A 15,842-nucleotide genomic window follows, 5' to 3' on the forward strand; every position below is an offset into this window, starting at 1 on the left:
CCCACACCGGCATACCCCCGATCGATGCGGGTCGCTGAGGATTCCCGACATGCACACCGAATCGCTCCAGCCCTGGCGCAAGGACCACACCTTCGGCCTGGATCGCATGCGCGGCGGCGAGCGGCGCACCTGGCTCGTGGTGGCGATCACGCTGCTCACGATGGTGGTGGAGATCGCCGCCGGCCTCGCCTTCGGCTCCATGGCACTGCTTGCCGACGGACTGCACATGGGCTCGCACGCCGTCGCCCTCGGCATCGCCGGCTTGGCCTATCTGTTCATGCGCCGTCGCGCCGGCGATGCGCGGTTCAGCTTCGGCACCGGGAAGATGAATGCCCTCGGCGGGTTCACCGGAGCGGTGCTGCTGGCCGGTTTCGCCGCGGTGATGGCCTGGGAGAGCGTGAGCCGGCTGCTGGCGCCGGTGCCCATCCGCTTCGAGCCCGCCATCGCAGTGGCCGTGGTGGGGCTGATGGTGAACGCCCTGTGCTTCGTGGTCCTCGGCGGGCACAGCCATGCCCACGGCCACGAGCACCGGCACGACCACAACCTGCGCTCGGCCACGCTGCACGTGCTCGCCGATGCGCTGGCCTCACTGCTGGCGATCCTTGCGCTGCTCGCCGGGCGCTATCTCGGCGCCGCCTGGCTCGACCCGGTGATGGGCATCGTCGGCTCGCTGCTGGTGGCACGCTGGTCGGTGGGCCTGCTGCGCCAGAGCGGGGCCGTGCTGCTTGACTGCGAGGGGCCGGCGGAGCTGCGCCAGGATGTGCGAACCAGCATCGAGTCGATTGCCGACAGCCGCATAAGCGACCTGCATGTCTGGAGCATCGGCCCCGAGCTGTATGCCGCCGAGATCTCGGTGGTCACCCATCATCCGCACAGCGCCGAGGTCTACCGGCGGCGCCTGGCGCATCGCCCGGAGCTGGTGCACGTGACCGTCGAGGTTCAGCATTGCCCGGGCTGACGCGAGGCTCCCCACCTGCACCGGTGGCCGCTGCCGCGCGTGCGTGCCGCTGTACCCGATGGCGGAATGTTATGTAATACTGTTACATTCCAGTCCGTGTCCTCTGGGGAGATGCCCTATGCTTAGCAAAGCCATCCTGCGCGCCGTGGCGTGCCTGCCGCTGCTGGCGCTCCTGCTGCCGGTTGCCGCCACCGCGCAGCCGCTGGAGGTTGCGGTGAGCGTGCTGCCGCAGAAGCATTTCGTCGAGCGCATCGGCGGCGAGCGCGTCCGGGTCACCGCCATGGTGCAGCCGGGCCAGAGCCCGCACACCTATGAACCGTCGCCGCGGCAGGTGGCCACCATCGCCGATGCCGACGTGTACTTCAGCATGGGGGTCGGCTTCGAGACCGCCTGGCTGCCTCGATTGCGGGAGACGAGCCCGGAGATGCGCATCGTCGATCTGCGCAAGGGCATTGCCATGCGCGCCATCGAGGGGCATGGCCATGGCGGTGAGGAGGAGCACGACCACGCGTCCGGCGGGGCGCATGGGCACCGTGGGGAGGCCGACCACACCCAGGAGCCGCACGAGGAGACCGGCCACGGGCATGAGCATGCCGGCGAGCACGGGGATGCGCACGCCCCCGAGGAACCCGACCCCCACGTCTGGACGGATCCGCGCAACGTGATCACGATGGCGGCCACCATCCGGGATACCCTGAGCGAGCTCGACCCGGACGGCGCCGGGGTCTACAGGCAGCGCTTCGAGGCCTATCGCGACCGTCTGCGGGAGCTCGATGCGGAGCTCGAGTCCATGCTTGCCGACATCCGCCAGCGCCGGTTCATGGTCTACCACCCGTCCTGGGGCTACTTCGCTGATCGCTACGGCCTCGAGCAGCTGCCCATCGAGCTGGAGGGCAAGGAGCCGGGGCCGGCGAGCCTCGCCCGCGTGGTGAACCAGGCACGCGAGGCCGGCGTGCGGGTGATCTTCGTCCAGCCCCAGTTCAGCGAGCGCAGCGCGCGCCGCGTGGCAGAGGCCATCGACGGCGAGGTGGTCGCCGTGGATCCGCTGGCGGAGGACTACGCCGCGAATCTGCGCCGGGTGGCACGCGCCTTTCGCGCGGCCATGCAATGACCGCTGAGGCCGTCATCGACGTCCAGGGTGCCACCGCCGGGTTCGGTGGCCCGCCGGTCATCGAGGACGTGGACTTCCGCGTCGAGGCCGGCGAGTTCGTGGGAATCGTGGGGCCGAACGGCGGCGGCAAGACCACGCTGCTGCGCGTCATCCTTGGGCTGATGCCGCTGCGCGCCGGGCGGGTGCGGCTGTTCGGCGAGCCGCCGGGACGGGGCCGGCGCCGGGTGGGCTACGTCCCGCAGTATCCGCGCTTCAGTCGGGACTTCCCGGTCTCCGTGCGCCAGCTGGTGCTTACCGGGCGCCTCGGCGCTACGCGTGGATTGCTGCGCTACACCGGCGAGGACCACGCCATCGCCGACCAGGCGCTGCGGGAGGTCGAGATCGCCGGGCTCGCCGGACGCCCCATCGCGGCGCTCTCCGGCGGCGAGCTGCAGCGGGCGCTGATCGCCCGGGCGCTGGCGACGGATCCAGGCGTCCTGCTGCTCGACGAACCCACCGCCAACATCGATCCCCGGGTCGAGCACGATTTCTTCGAGCTGCTGCGGGCGCTCAACCGGCGCATCACCATCATCGTGGTGACCCACGATATCGGCTTCGTCTCGCAGTATGTGGGCCGCGTTGCCTGCCTCAATCGCACCCTCGTCCATCATGGCACCGAGGCGCTGACGCCGGCGGTGGTGGAGCAGCTCTACGGCCACCCGGTACGGTTGATCGACCACCAGCACGGACACGGCTGAGCGCCATGGACTTTCTCGACGCGCTGGTCAGCCAGGGGTTTCTGCGCAACGCGCTGCTCGCCGGGGTGCTCGCCAGCATCGGCTGCGGACTGATGGGCCCCTACGTGGTGGTGCGCCGCCTCGGCTATCTCGCCGGCGGCATCGCCCACGCGGTGCTCGGCGCCGTGGGCCTCGCCTACTTCTCCGGCTGGCCGCCGCTGCTCGGGGCCGCGGTGGGCGCGGTCCTCGCCGCGCTGCTGCTGGGCACGGTGAGCCTCCGCTGGCGGGCACAGGCGGATACCCTGATCAGCGCGCTCTGGGCCTGCGGCATGGCTGCCGGCGTGCTGCTCATCGCGCGCACGCCGGGCTACAACGTGGACCTGATGAGCTTTCTGTTCGGCAACATCCTGCTGGTCTCGCGCACGGACCTCTGGCTGATGGCCGGCCTCGATGTGCTCCTGCTCGCGGCGGTGGCGCTCTGGTACCGCCAGTTCCTCGCCGTCTGCCTGGACGAGGAGTTCGCCGCTCTGCGCGGGATTCGCGTGACCGTGTTCTATCTGCTCCTGCTCTGCCTCGTGGCGCTCACGGCCGTGCTGCTGATCCAGGTGGTGGGGCTCGTGCTGGTGATCGCGCTGCTGAGCCTGCCCGCAGCGGTGGCGAGCCACTGGACGCGCTCGCTGGCGGGCATGATGGCGCTGGCCACCGCCGTGGCCCTGGTGCTCAATACCGGTGGGCTGGCGCTGTCCTATCGCACGGATCTGCCGTCCGGAGCGGTGATCGTGCTGCTGACCGGGGCCGCCTTCCTGGCCTCTACGGCGATCAGCGCCCTGCGCCGCGGGCAGTGAACGCCCGCGCGGCGGCGCGGTCCGTGCAGGGGCGGGGCACGCCCGCCGCTCGCCGTTCGCCGGTCCGCAATGCCTGCCTGGCCCCGACCGGGAGCGCGGCGCAGCGTCCTGCGGGCCATCGACGCACAAGGGGGCAACATGGCTGAATGGCTCACCTGGTTCGCGCTCTCGCTCTGGCTGGGGGCGATGGGATTCTTCTCCTTCGTGGTGGCGCCCACCGTCTTCCAGGCGCTGGACGGGGAGTCGGCGGGCCGCTTCCTGCGCACCGTCTTCCCGCGTTATTACCTCTTCGGGGCCGGCTGCTCCCTGGTGCTGGTCCTGGCCGCCCTCATCGCCCCGACCGCAGGCGGCTGGGTGCTGGCCGGCGGCGTCGCTCTGGCGGCACTGGCCCTTGGCTCCCTTGCACTGGTGCCGGCCATCAACCGCGCCCGGGACGCGGGCGGCGCGGGGGCGCAGCGCTTCCGCCGCCTGCACGGTGCCTCGGTGGCGCTCAATATCGTGGCGTTGCTGGTGGCGGTCGGCGTCTCCATCGCCCTGGTGCGGGCATGACCGTCAGCCTGGACCCGCAGGAGGCGGCCTACTACGAGCGCCTCGCCGGGCTGTGGTGGGATGCGGAAGGCCCGTTCTGGCCTCTGCACGGCCTCAATCGGTTCCGCGTCGGCTATATCCGGGATCGGCTCGTGGAGCACTTCGAGCGGGAGCAGGGCGAGCGGCCGCTGGCGGGATTGCGGGCGGTGGATATTGGCTGTGGCGGCGGCATTCTGAGCGAATCCCTGGCCGCCCTCGGCGCCGAGGTCCTCGGCATCGATCCCGTGGCCAGGAACATCGCCGTCGCCGAGCGCCACGCCGAGGGCTCGGGGCTGCCGGTGCGCTATGCGGCGACCGGTGCCGAGGCGCTGGCGGCGTCCGGCGAGCGCTTCGACGTGGTGCTGAACATGGAGGTGGTGGAGCACGTGGCGGGGCTCGAGGGCTTCATGGCGGCCTGCTGCGCCCTGGTCCGGCCGGGCGGGGCGATGTTCGTCGCCACCATCAACCGCACGCCGCTGGCCGGCATCACGGCGATCTTCGGCGCCGAGTACATCCTGCGGTGGCTGCCGAAGGGCACCCACCAGTACCGCAAGCTACGCCGTCCGGCGGAGGTCGAGGCCTGCCTGCGGGACGGCGGCCTGCACGTGGCGCACCGCACCGGCGTGGCGGTCAGCCCCCTGACCCGGCGCTTCCGCTACACTCGCAGCCTTGCGGTGAACTACATGATGATGGCCGTGCGCGATGGGGCGCCGGCGGGAGGCTGAGGTGTTGCGAAGGGTACTGCTGACGCTTTCGTTGCTGGTGGCGCCGGCGCTGGCGGCGGCACTGGAGATCTCGGGCGAGCCGTTGCAGGGCGCGCTGCTCGAGGGTCGCACCGCGCCCGGAAGCGAGGTGGCGGTGGCCGGCCGGGAGGTGCCGGTGGGGCCCGACGGGCGCTTCCTGATCGGGCTCGACCGCGATGCACCGGAGCGAGTGGAGGTGCGGGTGACCCGACCGGACGGCAGCCGCGCGCGCGAGGTGATCGCGGTGCGCCAGCGCGACTACGACGTCCAGCGCATCGACGGGCTGCCGGGCAATCAGGTGAGCCCGGACGCCGAAACCCTGCAGCGCATCCGCAAGGACCAGGCAAGGGTGCGTGCGGCCCGGGCCACCCGGCGCCCGGCGATGGACTTCGACAGCGGCTGGCAGTGGCCCGTGACCGGGCCGATCTCCGGTGTCTACGGCAGCCAGCGCATCCTCAACGGGCAGCCTCGGCAGCCCCATTACGGCATCGACATCGCCGTGCCCACCGGCACGCCGGTGGAGGCGCCGGCGGATGGGGTCGTGACGCTGGTGGCGCCGGATCTGTTCTTCTCCGGGGGCACGCTCATCGTCGACCATGGCCACGGGCTGTCCTCGGCGTTTCTGCACCTCTCGCGGATCCTGGTGGAGGAGGGCGATGCGGTGCGCCGGGGCGAGGTGATCGCCGAGGTGGGGGCCACCGGACGTGTCACCGGTGCCCACCTGGACTGGCGCATGAACTGGCTCGACGCCCGCATCGATCCCTCGCTGCTGGTGCCGCCCATGGATCAGGCGGCGGAGTAGCGCGCATGCGGCACCTGGTGCTGGTGCTCGGCGATCAGCTCGACCCCGGATCCGCCGCCCTGGACGACTTCGATCCGGAACAGGACGCCGTGTGGATGGGCGAGGTGGCCGAGGAGGCCACCCATGTGCCGGCCCATCAGCAGCGCCTGGTGCTGTTTTTCAGTGCCATGCGTCATTTTCGTGACCGACTGCGTGAGCGGGGCATCAAGGTGCACTACCACGCCCTCGGCCCCGATCCTGCGGCGGACCGCGGCGCGGATTTCGTGACCCTGCTGCAGGCGGACGTGCCGGCACTGGCGCCGCAGCGGCTGGTGGTGGTCGAGCCGGGGGACTGGCGGGTGCAGCGGCGCCTGGAGACGGCCGCCGCCGCCCTCGGCCTGCCGCTGGAGCAGCGCGCCGACCGCCACTTCTACTGCAGCCGCGAGGGCTTCCGCGACTGGGCGCGCGGTCGCAAGGGGCTGGTGCTGGAGTACTTCTACCGCCATCTGCGCCGGCATTACGGCGTGCTCATGGACGGCGACCAGCCGGCGGGGGGTGCCTGGAATTTCGACCGCGACAACCGCGAGACCTTCGGCCGCGAGGGGCCGGGCGAGCTGCCGCCGGCGCCATCCTTCGAGCCCGACGCGACCACCCGCGAGGTGATCGCGCTGGTGCAGGCGCGCTTCCCCGGGCATCCGGGTGACGCCGCGGCGTTCGACCAGCCGGTGACCCCGGAGCAGGCGGAGGCGGCGCTGGACAGCTTCATCCGCCACCGGCTGCCAGCCTTTGGTACCTGGCAGGATGCCATCTGGACCGGAGAGCCGTTCCTCTATCACGCCCGCCTGTCCGCGGCGCTCAATCTGCATCTGCTGGACCCGCGGCGCTGCGTCGAGGCGGCCGTCGCGGCCTGGGAGGCCGGCCGGGCGCCGCTCAACGCGGTGGAAGGGTTCGTGCGCCAGATTCTCGGCTGGCGCGAGTTCGTGCGCGGCGTCTACTGGCTGCACATGCCGGAGTACGCCGGCCACAACGCCCTCGGCCACGAGGGGGCGCTGCCCGCCTGCTACTGGGACGGCGACACGGACATGGCCTGTATCGCCGACGCCATGCGCTCGGTGCTCGCCCACGGCTATGCCCATCACATCCAGCGGCTGATGGTGCTCGGGCTGTTCGCGCAGCTCTATGGCGTGCACCCGTATCGATTCCACGAGTGGCACATGGCCATGTATCTGGATGCGGTGGACTGGGTGAGCCTGCCCAACACCCTGGGCATGAGTCAGTACGGTGATGGCGGCATCGTCGGCAGCAAGCCGTACTGCGCGAGCGGCGCCTATATCAGCCGCATGAGCAACGCCTGTCGCCAGTGCCGTTACGACCCCAGGCAGGCCACCGGCGAGGGAGCCTGTCCCTTCACCACCCTGTACTGGGATTTCCTCGACCGCCACGCCGGGCGCCTGCGCGGTAACCGCCGGCTGCAGTTCCAGCTGCGCAATCTGCAGCGCAAGCCGGAGGAGGAGCGGGCGGCGATCCGCCGCGCGGCGGCGGCCCTGCGGGAGCGCCTCGGAGCGGGCGCCTGACCTCGTCCGGAAGGGGCCTGCCCTGCGGGTGATGGAAGCGTCGTGCGCGGCAAGCCGCGTGCGACGTCCCCGGGGCCGGCCGCAGCGGGAAAATCCGCGACCCCGGGGCATGTCGGCGCGTGGTGCCCCGGTCCGGAGCCGTGTACCTCCCGCCGGGACACGCCGTGTCCCGCCGCCCCGGACACGATGGCGGCCCTGGCACCGCGGCTACCGACGCTGACGCCGCCGCGGGCATGACCCGCTGCCCCGCCGCATTCTGGCCGCAGTAGGAGAATCCGCGAGCCCGCGTGCGACCTCCCCTGAATCCGCATGCCCTCGCGGACCGCCCTTGGCACCACGACCTGCCCGCGCTGTCAGTCTTGCCAGGGTTGCCGGCTCCGCGCACCATCAGCGCGGTTCATCTTCATAGGGTCGACCTCACATGGCCTCACTGGCGGCAGCGCGCGAACGCGCTGGCATCTGGATCGAGTCCCCCGGTCCCCACGGCTTCATTATCGGGCTGATCGTGCTCAACGCCATCACCCTGGGCCTGGAGACCTCGGCCACGGTGACGCGCCTGGCCGGTGTCTGGCTGGATGCCATCGAGGCGGCCGTGCTCGCGGTGTTCGTGGTGGAGATCCTGATCAAGCTCTTCGCCTGGGGGCCGCGTTTCTTCCGCAACGGCTGGAACGTCTTCGACCTCGCCATCGTGGGCGTGGCGCTGGCGCCGGCCAGCGGGCCGCTGAGCATCCTGCGCTCGCTGCGTATCCTGCGCGTGCTGCGCCTGCTGTCCACCGTGCGCCGGCTGCGCCAGCTGGTGGAGGCGCTGATCACGGCCATCCCGAGCATCGGCTGGATCGCGTTCCTGCTGGGGCTGGTGTTCTACATCTTCGGCGTCATGGGCACCGAGCTGTTCGGCCCGACCTTTCCGGAGTGGTTCGGCACCCTCGGGGCATCGATGTATACCCTGTTCCAGGTGATGACCCTGGAAAGCTGGTCCATGGGCATCGCGCGCCCGGTGATGGAGACCCACCCGTTCGCCTGGCTGTACTTCGTGAGCTTCATCCTGGTGACGGCGTTCACGATCCTGAATCTTTTCATCGGCATCATCGTCAACACGATGCAATCGGCCCACTGGGAGGAGCAGGATGAGCGCCGTGCCGAAACCGAGGCGCGGGCGCACCGGGAGCGCGAGGAGATCCTCAGCCTCGTGCGCAGGATCAGCGCCCGGCTGGACCGGCTGGAGGCGGAGAGCACCGGGGCGGATGGCGCCACCCGCTGACGCCTGCTTCTGGTGTAGCCTGCGGCAACGGAGCACGGTGCGTGGGGACCGGGTCGAAGGCGAGCGCAGTGAGGCAGCCAATGGACGCGCGAGACGCTGACACGCCGCAGGCCGCCGGCCTGCTCGAGGAGATGGGCTTCCTCGTCGGGGAGGTGCTGACCGAGGCGGGCGAGGCCCCGCCGGATCTGGGCGCCCTGTTGGACGCCGGTGACGAGTTCGCCCGCCGCCGGCTGGTGCCGCTGGGGCGTGAGCTCGAGGGCCGGGAGCCGCGGCTCGAGGCCGGGCGGGTGCTGCTGCCGGAAGGCGTGGCGGCCGCCTGGAGTGACTTCGCCGCCGAGGGTTGGGCCGGGCTCGCTGCGCCGGGTGCCCATGGCGGCGGGCAGCCGGAGCGGCTCGCCATGCCGCTGCGCGAGCTCTGGCACGGTGCGGCCCCGGCCTTCGCCATGCTGCCCATGCTCAATGCCGCGGCCATGGAGGTGCTGGCCACCGAGGGCAGTGCCGAGCAGCAGGCACGCTGGCTGCCTGCCCTGGCCCAGGGGCGCTGCACCGCGGTGCTGGCCCTGGAGGACGTGCCCGGCGCGCCGCCGGTGACCGCCGAGCAGGCGGATGGCGGCCTGCGCCTCAGCGGGCACAAGGGGGATGTGGCCTATCCGGCGCACGACCTCGGCACGGAGTTGCTCTACCTGGTGCGCGCCGCTGGCCCGGCGGGGGACGCCGTCTATCTCGTCGCCGACGGCGACGGCAGTGCCGTTCACTGTACGGAGCTCGCTCCCACGCTCGGGCTGCGCGGTGCGCCGCGGGGCGAGATCGCCCTCGGCGGCGACGCCGGCGTGCCGGCGGAGGCCGTGGGCGAGGGTGACGGCACCGCCGCGGTGTCAGTGCTCCAGGGCGCGCTCGCCTACCATGCGGGGGTTCAGGCCGTCGGCCTGAGTCAGCGCGCCTACCGGCGGGCACGCCGGGAGTTTCTGCCCGCGCTGGCGGAGACCGATCCCGCCGCCCCGGAGCGCCGGCGGGCGCTGGCGCACCTGCGCGTGGGGGTGGATGCGATGCGCGCGCTCTGCGCCCTGCTCGCCAGCGAACGGGACCGTGCCGGGGCGAGCCACCACGCCCGGCGTGCGGCGCTGCTCGCCCCCGTGGTCAAGGCCTGGTGCACGGCGCAGGCCCGTGAGCTCGCTGCTCAGGGGCTGGACCTGCGGGGCTGGCCGGGGCTGGCGCTGCAGAGCGGTCCGGCCCGGGCCTTCCGCGATGCCGCCGGCGGACCCGTGCGGGATGTCTCCAACGCACGCCAGGCCCGGCATCTGGTGGAGGACTGCCTGCTCGGCGACCGCGGCGAGACCATGACCGAGCTGCTGGCGGACCTCAGCGAGACCGTCAAGGCCGTGGAGGCCGGGCCGGTGGGTGCGTTGGCGCGGCCCCTGGACGAGGCGGTGAGCGCGCTGCGCACGGCGACCGGGGCGCTGCTCGAGCGCCACCCGCGCTATCCGCTGGCGATCGCCGCCGGGGCCTCGCCCTACCTCGATCTGGTGGGACGCACGCTGGCGGGCTGGCTGTTCACCCGTGGTGCCGTGCTCGCCGCACAGCGTCTGGGGGAGGCGGACGAGGTGGAGCGCGACCGCCAGCGCGCCCGGCTCGCCCGCGCCCGCTTCTACGCCGAGCACTGGCTGCCCCGGGCCACGGCCCTCGCGGCCGCGGTGGGCGATGGCGTGGGCAGCGTCCTCGGCATGCGCGACGAGTGGCTCTAGCTAGCCCGCATATCTCGCCGATTCACGGCTGCGCGCGCTTTGCAGCCCCGCAGGGCGCTTCAGAGCGGCGCCCTGGAGTGCGTTGGCGTTCTTGCAAAGGGCTACGGCCATTCGCTGCGAACGCCGCCTTGCCAGGCCGTCGCTCTGAAGCGCAGAGGCCCGCGGGAAGGGCTCCGCGCTGCCCATCTCCTGCCCGCCATCTCCACGCCCTCGCTTCGCGAATCGGCGAGATATGCGGGCTAGCGTCCCGGGGTTGAATTGGCGAGGCCCGGCCGCATTTCCCCGGCACCACCCCGGAACACCGCAACCCCAGACGAGGTATCACCATGGCGACGCCGAAAGGCCGCATTCTGTTTGTGCTCACCAGCCATGACCGGCTCGGCGACACCGGCAAGTCCACCGGCGCCTTCCTCTCGGAGGTGGCACATCCCTACGACGTTCTCACCCGGGCCGGCTACGCCGTGGACTTCGTCAGCCCGCGTGGCGGCGAGGTGCCGTTCGATCCGGGCAGCCTGCAGGAGCCGGACGAGGTCTCCCGGGCCTTCTGGGAGGACGAGGCCATCCGTGCCCGGCTGCGTGCGACCACCACCCCGGACGTCCTGGATGCCGGGGACTACGACGGCGTGTTCTACGCCGGCGGTCACGGCACGATGTGGGACTTCCCCGACAGCGAGGCGCTGCAGCGGGTCACTGCCGCCGTGTACGAGGCGGGCGGGGTGATCGGCGCCGTCTGCCACGGCCCGGCCGGCCTGCTGAACGTGACTCTCTCCGACGGCAGCGCCCTGGTGGCGGGCCGGGAGGTGAGTGCCTTCACCACCGAGGAGGAGAAGGCGGTGGAGCTGGACCGGGTTGTGCCCTTTCTGCTGGACCAGGCCCTGCAGGAGCGCGGCGCGCGCCACACCAAGGCCTCCCCGTTCCAGCCGCATATCGTGCGGGACGGCCGCCTGGTGACCGGGCAGAACCCGCCTTCGGCCACGGGCGTCGGTGAGGCGATGGTGGCCGCGCTGGAGGAAGCGGGGCGTTAGCATCCGCGCCCGTAGCCGGGAGACGTTCTACGCCGAGGCGCTGCCGGCGAGCAGGGTCACCTGCTCGTCCGCCCACTCGCAGGCCTCGATATGGGCGCGGGTATGGGCGGCGACGTCCAGCTCCCGTGCCTCCAGCGCTGCCCACGCCCCGCGCTCGTAGCACAGGGTCCGTGCCAGCAGCTCGCCCAGCGGGCCGGCCTGGTCGGTGAGGGCGAGCTTGACCTCGGCACTGAGCGGGGTGCTGTCCAGCAGATCCTCCAGCGGCTGGTCCAGCAGCGCGTCCAGCGTCGAGAACAGGCCGACCGTGAACGCCCGCCCCGGCTCGGCGTCCTCCCGGTCCCGGGCCAGCAGCTCCGCCATGCGAGCGCGCACGAGGGCCGTGCGCATGAGGGTGCGCCGAGGGCGCTCCTCTTCCATGCGCGCGTAGAGGATCAGCGTCGCCCAGCTGCGGATGGCGCGCAGGCCGAGCATGACGATGGCTTCGCGGATCGAGCTGATCTCGCGCCGCAGGGCGAACGTGGCACAGTTGATGTAGCGCAGCAGCCGGTAGGCGAGGGCGGCGTCGCGCTCGATCAGCTGCTCCAGGCGCTGGGTCGTGATCTCCGGGTCGTCCAGCTCGCCCACCAGGGCCAGCGCGCTCCTGCGCATGCCGGGCAGGGCGCGCCCGCGCACGATCTGCGGGCGGCAGAAGAAGAAGCCCTGAAAGCCGGTGCAGCCGAGCTCCCGGCAGTGCTCGAACATGTCGGGTGTCTCCACGCGCTCGGCGATCACCCGCAGCCCCCGTCCGCGCAGCGCGTTGACCAGCCCGGGCAGTTCCGCCGGCGGCACTGCCAGCACGTCCAGCTTGACCTCGTCCGCGTACGGCAGCAGCCGCTCGCTGCCGGACCCGGGGGCGTAATCATCCAGGGCTATGCGGTAGCCCCGGCGACGGAGCGCCTCGATGCCGGCCAGCACTTCAGGGTCGGCGGCGACGTCCTCCAGCACCTCGAGGGTGACCTGCTCCGGCGCCATTGGCAGCGGCACCGCACCGGTGAGAAAGGCGCGGGTCATGTTCAGGTAGGCCCGGGCGCTGCCGACGATGCGCTCCAGCCCCACCTCCAGGAAGGTGTTGACCAGCACCTGGGAGCTGGCCAGGTCGCCGTCCTCGAAGCGGGCCTCGGCCTCGTCGCCGGCCCGGTAGAGGAGCTCGTAACCGAGCACGGTCAGATCCGCGGCGACAATGGGCTGGCGGGCGAGATAGAGATCCGTGGACAAGCGCGATTCTCCTGCCGGCGAGAGGGTTCCATGGCGGCCGGCGCGGGGCGACGTCCGCCCACCGGTCGCCACGCGAAGCCTAGCCCGAATATCTCACCGATTCACGGCTGCGGTCGCGGATCTGGCGGGCAGGCCGGCGTTGCGCTCGGTCCGGGTGCTCGACGTACTTTCGAGTACGCCTGCGCGCCCGGACTCTCCCGCGCCTTGTCCTGCCCGCCATCTCCACGCCCTCGCTTCGCGAACCGGTGAGATATCCGGGCTAGCAGGGGCAGACTGCAACGTCCCCGCAATGACGTGGGCCTAGCCTGCCATCCCGACTACCTGTGGCCAGTGCGTCGAGGCCGCCCATGCGCATCGTCATCCGGGGGGATCAGATCCTGGTCGACCGCCGTCTGTATCGGCTGGTGCGTCGCCGGGTAAAGGCGCTGCTGCGCGGCCGCGGCGGCGATACCCGCGTGGAGGTCAGCCTGCGCGCCGCGTCCGACGCCGTTTGCTGCGGCCTCGAGCTGCATCTGGCGGGGCAGGCGGCGTTGCGTACCCGTGCCTCGGCGCCGGATGCCGCCGCGGCCCTGGCAGCGGCGCTGCGCAATCTCGCGGACTGGTTCGGACCGACGGTCCCGCGCGCGGCCGGTGAGGATGGCTTTCCCGGCGGGCCGCCGGCTTGCCAGACTGGGCCCGGAGAGGCAGATCCGCGGAGGGACGGGACCATGGCGGAGATGGATGAAGGTGCGACAGCGCCGGAGCTGGTTGTCGGAGATATCACCGGTCAGGGCGATCTGGATGCCGTGGTCAACGCCGCCAATGCGGCGCTGATGCCGGGCGGCGGCGTGGCCGGGGCCATCCACCGGGCGGCCGGACCGGAGCTTGCCGAGGCGTGCCGGCCGCTCGCCCCGATCCGCCCCGGTGAGGCGGTGATCACCCCGGCGTTCGGGCTGCCCAACCAATGGGTGATCCACTGCCTGGGGCCAGTGTACGGGGTGGACGAGCCGGCTGCAGAGCTGCTCGCGCGTTGCTACCGCGAGGCGCTGCGCCTCGCCGCGGAGCAGGGCGCTCGCGGGGTCGGGCTGCCGGCACTGTCCACGGGGGCTTTCGGCTATCCCATGGACGAGGCGGCCGCGGTAGCGGTGCGCACCGTGCTCGCGGCGCTGGCGGACTATCCCGACGTGGCGCCCGTGCGCTTCGTGCTCTTCAGCGAGACCGCCCGGCAGGTTCACGAGCAGGCACTCACCGCCGCCCGCGGAGAGGCTTGAAACTTTCCGCGCCTGGCGCCATCTGAAAGGTAGATGCGGTGCAGCATCTGTGTCGCCGAAGCACAGCAGATAGGCTTCGCCGGCACTAGTGACAGGAAGCGCAGCCCTGCTATACTGCATCGCAACACAGGGTTTTCTCTCTCTCCTCCTCTTGGCCGACCGCCTGGTCGGCTTTTTTTTTTGCCCGCGAGCCTCAGACCTGCACCCAGTCGGCCAGCCGGTGGGCGGCGGTCACCATCGTGGGGCAGTAGCGCTGCAGAAACGCCGCGTCCGGCTCGACGTCCGCGGCGGCAAGGGCGGCGGCGCCGTCGAAGTCCACGTAGGCGAGCCGCAGCGACAGGTCCTCTTGTGGGCGGCCAAACACGCTCCCGGGCAGCGTGGCGACGCCGGTGTCTTCCAGCAGGCGCTCGCAGAGCGCCGGCCCGGTATCGATGCCGCGGCGGGCCAGCCGCTCACGGTGTGCCTCGAAGCGCGGGAACAGATAGAAGCCGCCCTGGGCCGGAGCGCAGGTGGCGCCGGCGTCCGTGAGCACGCCCTGAAAGTGCGCGGCCAGCGCACGCAATACCCGGCGGCTGCGAACCAGGTAGTCGTCGAGCCAGTCGCCGCCACGGAACGCCGTGACCGCCGCGTGCTGGATGGGGGCGCTGGTGGAGGTGAAGGTTTCGCTCGCCACCGCGGCCATGCCGTCCCGCAGCCAGCCGAGCTGGGAGGGAAAGGCCACGGCGCCGAGGCGCCAGCCGCCGGCGCCGCACCACTTCGACAGACCGTTGCTGATGATCGTGCCCTCCGGATAGTAACGGGCGATGGAGACATGCTCCCCGTGGAAGCGCGTACCGCTGTAGATCTCGTCCGCGAGTACGAGGACGCGATAGCGGCGGGCGACGGCCGCGATCGCCTCGAGCTGCGGCGGGTCATAGGCCACGCCGGTCGGGTTGCCCGGGTAGTTCAGGATCAGCAGGCGGGGGCGCTCCGGGTCCTCGCGGCAGAGGCCCTCGAGTGCCTCGGGCGTTACCCCCAGGGCATCCTCGGGCCGCGTGGGCAGCCAGCGAATGTGGCGGCCGATGATGTGTGCCTGGGGCGCGTAGGACACCCAGCTCGGCGTCGGGATCACGAGATCGCCGTAGTAGACCAGCTGCAGCAGGAACATCAGCTCCTTGGTGCCGGGTCCGACCAGCACGTGGTCGGCGCGATAGTGCAGGCCCTCGGTGCGCTCGAGATAGCCGCTGATTGCCTCGCGCAGCGCCGGCAGCCCCTTCACCGGCAGGTAGTCCTTCTCGGCTGCGTGCTGGCGCAGGGCCTCGACCACCGGTGCCGGAACGGGAAACGGCGACTGGCCTAGCCCGAGCCGGAACACCTCGCGGCCGGCGGCGCTCAGCTCGGCCGAGCGCTCGTTGATGGCCAGCGTCGCCGAGGGGCCGAGCCCGCGGACGTTGAGGTTGAGATGGACATGGGGGGCGCTGGCGGGCGCATCCTGCTGCATGGTGGCCTCCGAGGCTGGGCGGAGAACCCTCCGCCTATGCATTAAATAGTTGCGCGATTATAGCCATACGCAATTGGAGGATGCATGAGCCTGCGATTGACGGCGCGCCAGCGGATCGTCGCCCTCACCGGGGCGCTGCTGGCCGGCTCCGGTGTCGTGTTCGGCGCGTTCGGCGCACACGCGCTCCGGGCCCGACTGGACGCCGAAGGACTGGGCGCGTGGGAGACGGCCGTGCTGTATCAGCTGGTGCATGGGCTCGCGCTGCTGGCGATGGCCGCGCTTGCGCCGGCTGCCCCGCGCGGGCACTGGCTGGATCGGGCGGCCCTGGCCCTGGCGCTGGGCACGCTGCTGTTCAGCGGCAGCATCTATGCGCTCAGTCTGGGCGCACCGGGCTGGCTCGGGCCGGTAACGCCCATCGGCGGGGTATTGCTCATCCTGGGCTGGCTGGGCGCGGTGTTGGCGCTCATCGGCGGCCACGCGCCGCGGCGCGTGTGAGCATAACGTTATAAAACTAGAGCCGATCAGTCTTTCTGGT

The 15,842-nt window shown here is 71.5% G+C and carries 15 protein-coding genes; 13 read left to right on the forward strand and 2 right to left on the reverse strand.

Features of this window, described 5'->3' with window-relative positions; genetic code table 11:
- The first annotated feature begins 49 nt into the window (after positions 1–49).
- The 11 genes from dmeF (at position 50) to LMH63_RS06745 (ending at position 11,323) form a co-directional block, all read left to right on the forward strand.
- Positions 50–958: a CDF family Co(II)/Ni(II) efflux transporter DmeF gene (dmeF, locus tag LMH63_RS06695; protein ID WP_109677066.1), complete on the forward strand. Its 909-nt coding sequence runs from the start codon at positions 50–52 to the stop codon at positions 956–958.
- A gap of 118 nt (positions 959–1,076) precedes the next feature.
- Positions 1,077–2,069, forward strand: a complete 993-nt coding sequence (locus LMH63_RS06700) for a metal ABC transporter solute-binding protein, Zn/Mn family (protein WP_109677064.1) — start codon at positions 1,077–1,079, stop codon at positions 2,067–2,069.
- A complete protein-coding gene (locus LMH63_RS06705) occupies positions 2,066–2,806 on the forward strand; it encodes a metal ABC transporter ATP-binding protein (protein WP_109677062.1) in 741 nt (246 codons plus the stop codon). The genes LMH63_RS06700 and LMH63_RS06705 overlap by 4 nt, the downstream gene beginning before the upstream one ends.
- 5 nt (positions 2,807–2,811) lie before the next feature.
- A complete protein-coding gene (locus LMH63_RS06710) occupies positions 2,812–3,630 on the forward strand; it encodes a metal ABC transporter permease (protein ID WP_109677060.1) in 819 nt (272 codons plus the stop codon).
- Between the two features lie 138 nt (positions 3,631–3,768).
- The gene (locus LMH63_RS06715; protein ID WP_109677058.1) at positions 3,769–4,179 is read left to right on the forward strand and encodes a DUF4149 domain-containing protein; all 411 of its coding nucleotides are present in this window, start codon (positions 3,769–3,771) and stop codon (positions 4,177–4,179) included.
- Positions 4,176–4,922 (forward strand): bifunctional 2-polyprenyl-6-hydroxyphenol methylase/3-demethylubiquinol 3-O-methyltransferase UbiG, encoded by a 747-nt coding sequence (gene ubiG, locus LMH63_RS06720; RefSeq protein ID WP_109677056.1) that lies wholly within the window; start codon positions 4,176–4,178, stop codon positions 4,920–4,922. Before LMH63_RS06715 ends, ubiG begins: the two co-directional genes overlap by 4 nt.
- A 4-nt stretch (positions 4,923–4,926) precedes the next feature.
- Positions 4,927–5,742: a M23 family metallopeptidase gene (locus LMH63_RS06725; RefSeq protein ID WP_229332747.1), complete on the forward strand. Its 816-nt coding sequence runs from the start codon at positions 4,927–4,929 to the stop codon at positions 5,740–5,742.
- A gap of 5 nt (positions 5,743–5,747) precedes the next feature.
- Positions 5,748–7,295 (forward strand): cryptochrome/photolyase family protein, encoded by a 1,548-nt coding sequence (locus tag LMH63_RS06730; protein WP_109677053.1) that lies wholly within the window; start codon positions 5,748–5,750, stop codon positions 7,293–7,295.
- 421 nt (positions 7,296–7,716) lie between these two features.
- A complete protein-coding gene (locus tag LMH63_RS06735) occupies positions 7,717–8,556 on the forward strand; it encodes an ion transporter (protein WP_109677051.1) in 840 nt (279 codons plus the stop codon).
- Between the two features lie 80 nt (positions 8,557–8,636).
- Positions 8,637–10,298, forward strand: coding sequence for an acyl-CoA dehydrogenase family protein (locus tag LMH63_RS06740; RefSeq protein ID WP_109677049.1), 1,662 nt, complete (start codon positions 8,637–8,639; stop codon positions 10,296–10,298).
- 326 nt (positions 10,299–10,624) lie between these two features.
- On the forward strand, positions 10,625–11,323 hold the full coding sequence (locus tag LMH63_RS06745; protein WP_109677047.1) for a type 1 glutamine amidotransferase domain-containing protein: 699 nt from the start codon (positions 10,625–10,627) through the stop codon (positions 11,321–11,323).
- A gap of 27 nt (positions 11,324–11,350) precedes the next feature.
- On the opposite strand, the gene LMH63_RS06750 is transcribed toward LMH63_RS06745, so the two are convergent.
- Positions 11,351–12,577 carry an EAL and HDOD domain-containing protein gene (locus tag LMH63_RS06750; protein WP_109677044.1) on the reverse strand — a complete coding sequence of 409 codons (1,227 nt, stop codon included), beginning with the start codon at positions 12,575–12,577 and terminating at the stop codon, positions 11,351–11,353.
- A 716-nt stretch (positions 12,578–13,293) separates the two neighbouring features.
- Here LMH63_RS06750 and LMH63_RS06755 point away from each other — a divergent pair.
- Entirely contained in the window at positions 13,294–13,827 is a 534-nt protein-coding gene (locus tag LMH63_RS06755; RefSeq protein ID WP_199225607.1) for a macro domain-containing protein, read from the forward strand.
- 193 nt (positions 13,828–14,020) lie between these two features.
- Here LMH63_RS06755 and LMH63_RS06760 read toward each other — a convergent pair whose 3' ends face one another.
- Positions 14,021–15,307, reverse strand: a complete 1,287-nt coding sequence (locus LMH63_RS06760; RefSeq protein ID WP_109677042.1) for a pyridoxal phosphate-dependent aminotransferase — start codon at positions 15,305–15,307, stop codon at positions 14,021–14,023.
- 84 nt (positions 15,308–15,391) lie between these two features.
- On the opposite strand from LMH63_RS06760, the gene LMH63_RS06765 reads away from it, so the two are divergent.
- Positions 15,392–15,802, forward strand: a complete 411-nt coding sequence (locus tag LMH63_RS06765; RefSeq protein WP_109677040.1) for a DUF423 domain-containing protein — start codon at positions 15,392–15,394, stop codon at positions 15,800–15,802.
- The last annotated feature ends 40 nt before the right edge of the window (positions 15,803–15,842 follow it).

This window comes from Spiribacter halobius (assembly GCF_020883455.1).
GTDB classification, from domain to species: Bacteria; Pseudomonadota; Gammaproteobacteria; order Nitrococcales; family Nitrococcaceae; genus Sediminicurvatus; species Sediminicurvatus halobius.

What these genes read in the sequence shown, in the direction of transcription:
- ubiG (WP_109677056.1), top strand. Translation starts at nt 4,176, where the DNA reads ATGACCGTCAGCCTGGACCCGCAGGAGGCGGCCTACTACGAGCGCCTC.
- LMH63_RS06765 (WP_109677040.1), top strand. Translation starts at nt 15,392, where the DNA reads ATGAGCCTGCGATTGACGGCGCGCCAGCGGATCGTCGCCCTCACCGGG.
- LMH63_RS06700 (WP_109677064.1), top strand. Translation starts at nt 1,077, where the DNA reads ATGCTTAGCAAAGCCATCCTGCGCGCCGTGGCGTGCCTGCCGCTGCTG.
- LMH63_RS06740 (WP_109677049.1), top strand. Translation starts at nt 8,637, where the DNA reads ATGGACGCGCGAGACGCTGACACGCCGCAGGCCGCCGGCCTGCTCGAG.
- dmeF (WP_109677066.1), top strand. Translation starts at nt 50, where the DNA reads ATGCACACCGAATCGCTCCAGCCCTGGCGCAAGGACCACACCTTCGGC.
- LMH63_RS06735 (WP_109677051.1), top strand. Translation starts at nt 7,717, where the DNA reads ATGGCCTCACTGGCGGCAGCGCGCGAACGCGCTGGCATCTGGATCGAG.
- LMH63_RS06705 (WP_109677062.1), top strand. Translation starts at nt 2,066, where the DNA reads ATGACCGCTGAGGCCGTCATCGACGTCCAGGGTGCCACCGCCGGGTTC.
- LMH63_RS06730 (WP_109677053.1), top strand. Translation starts at nt 5,748, where the DNA reads ATGCGGCACCTGGTGCTGGTGCTCGGCGATCAGCTCGACCCCGGATCC.
- LMH63_RS06745 (WP_109677047.1), top strand. Translation starts at nt 10,625, where the DNA reads ATGGCGACGCCGAAAGGCCGCATTCTGTTTGTGCTCACCAGCCATGAC.
- LMH63_RS06710 (WP_109677060.1), top strand. Translation starts at nt 2,812, where the DNA reads ATGGACTTTCTCGACGCGCTGGTCAGCCAGGGGTTTCTGCGCAACGCG.
- LMH63_RS06755 (WP_199225607.1), top strand. Translation starts at nt 13,294, where the DNA reads ATGGATGAAGGTGCGACAGCGCCGGAGCTGGTTGTCGGAGATATCACC.
- LMH63_RS06760 (WP_109677042.1), bottom strand. Translation starts at nt 15,307, where the DNA reads ATGCAGCAGGATGCGCCCGCCAGCGCCCCCCATGTCCATCTCAACCTC.
- LMH63_RS06715 (WP_109677058.1), top strand. Translation starts at nt 3,769, where the DNA reads ATGGCTGAATGGCTCACCTGGTTCGCGCTCTCGCTCTGGCTGGGGGCG.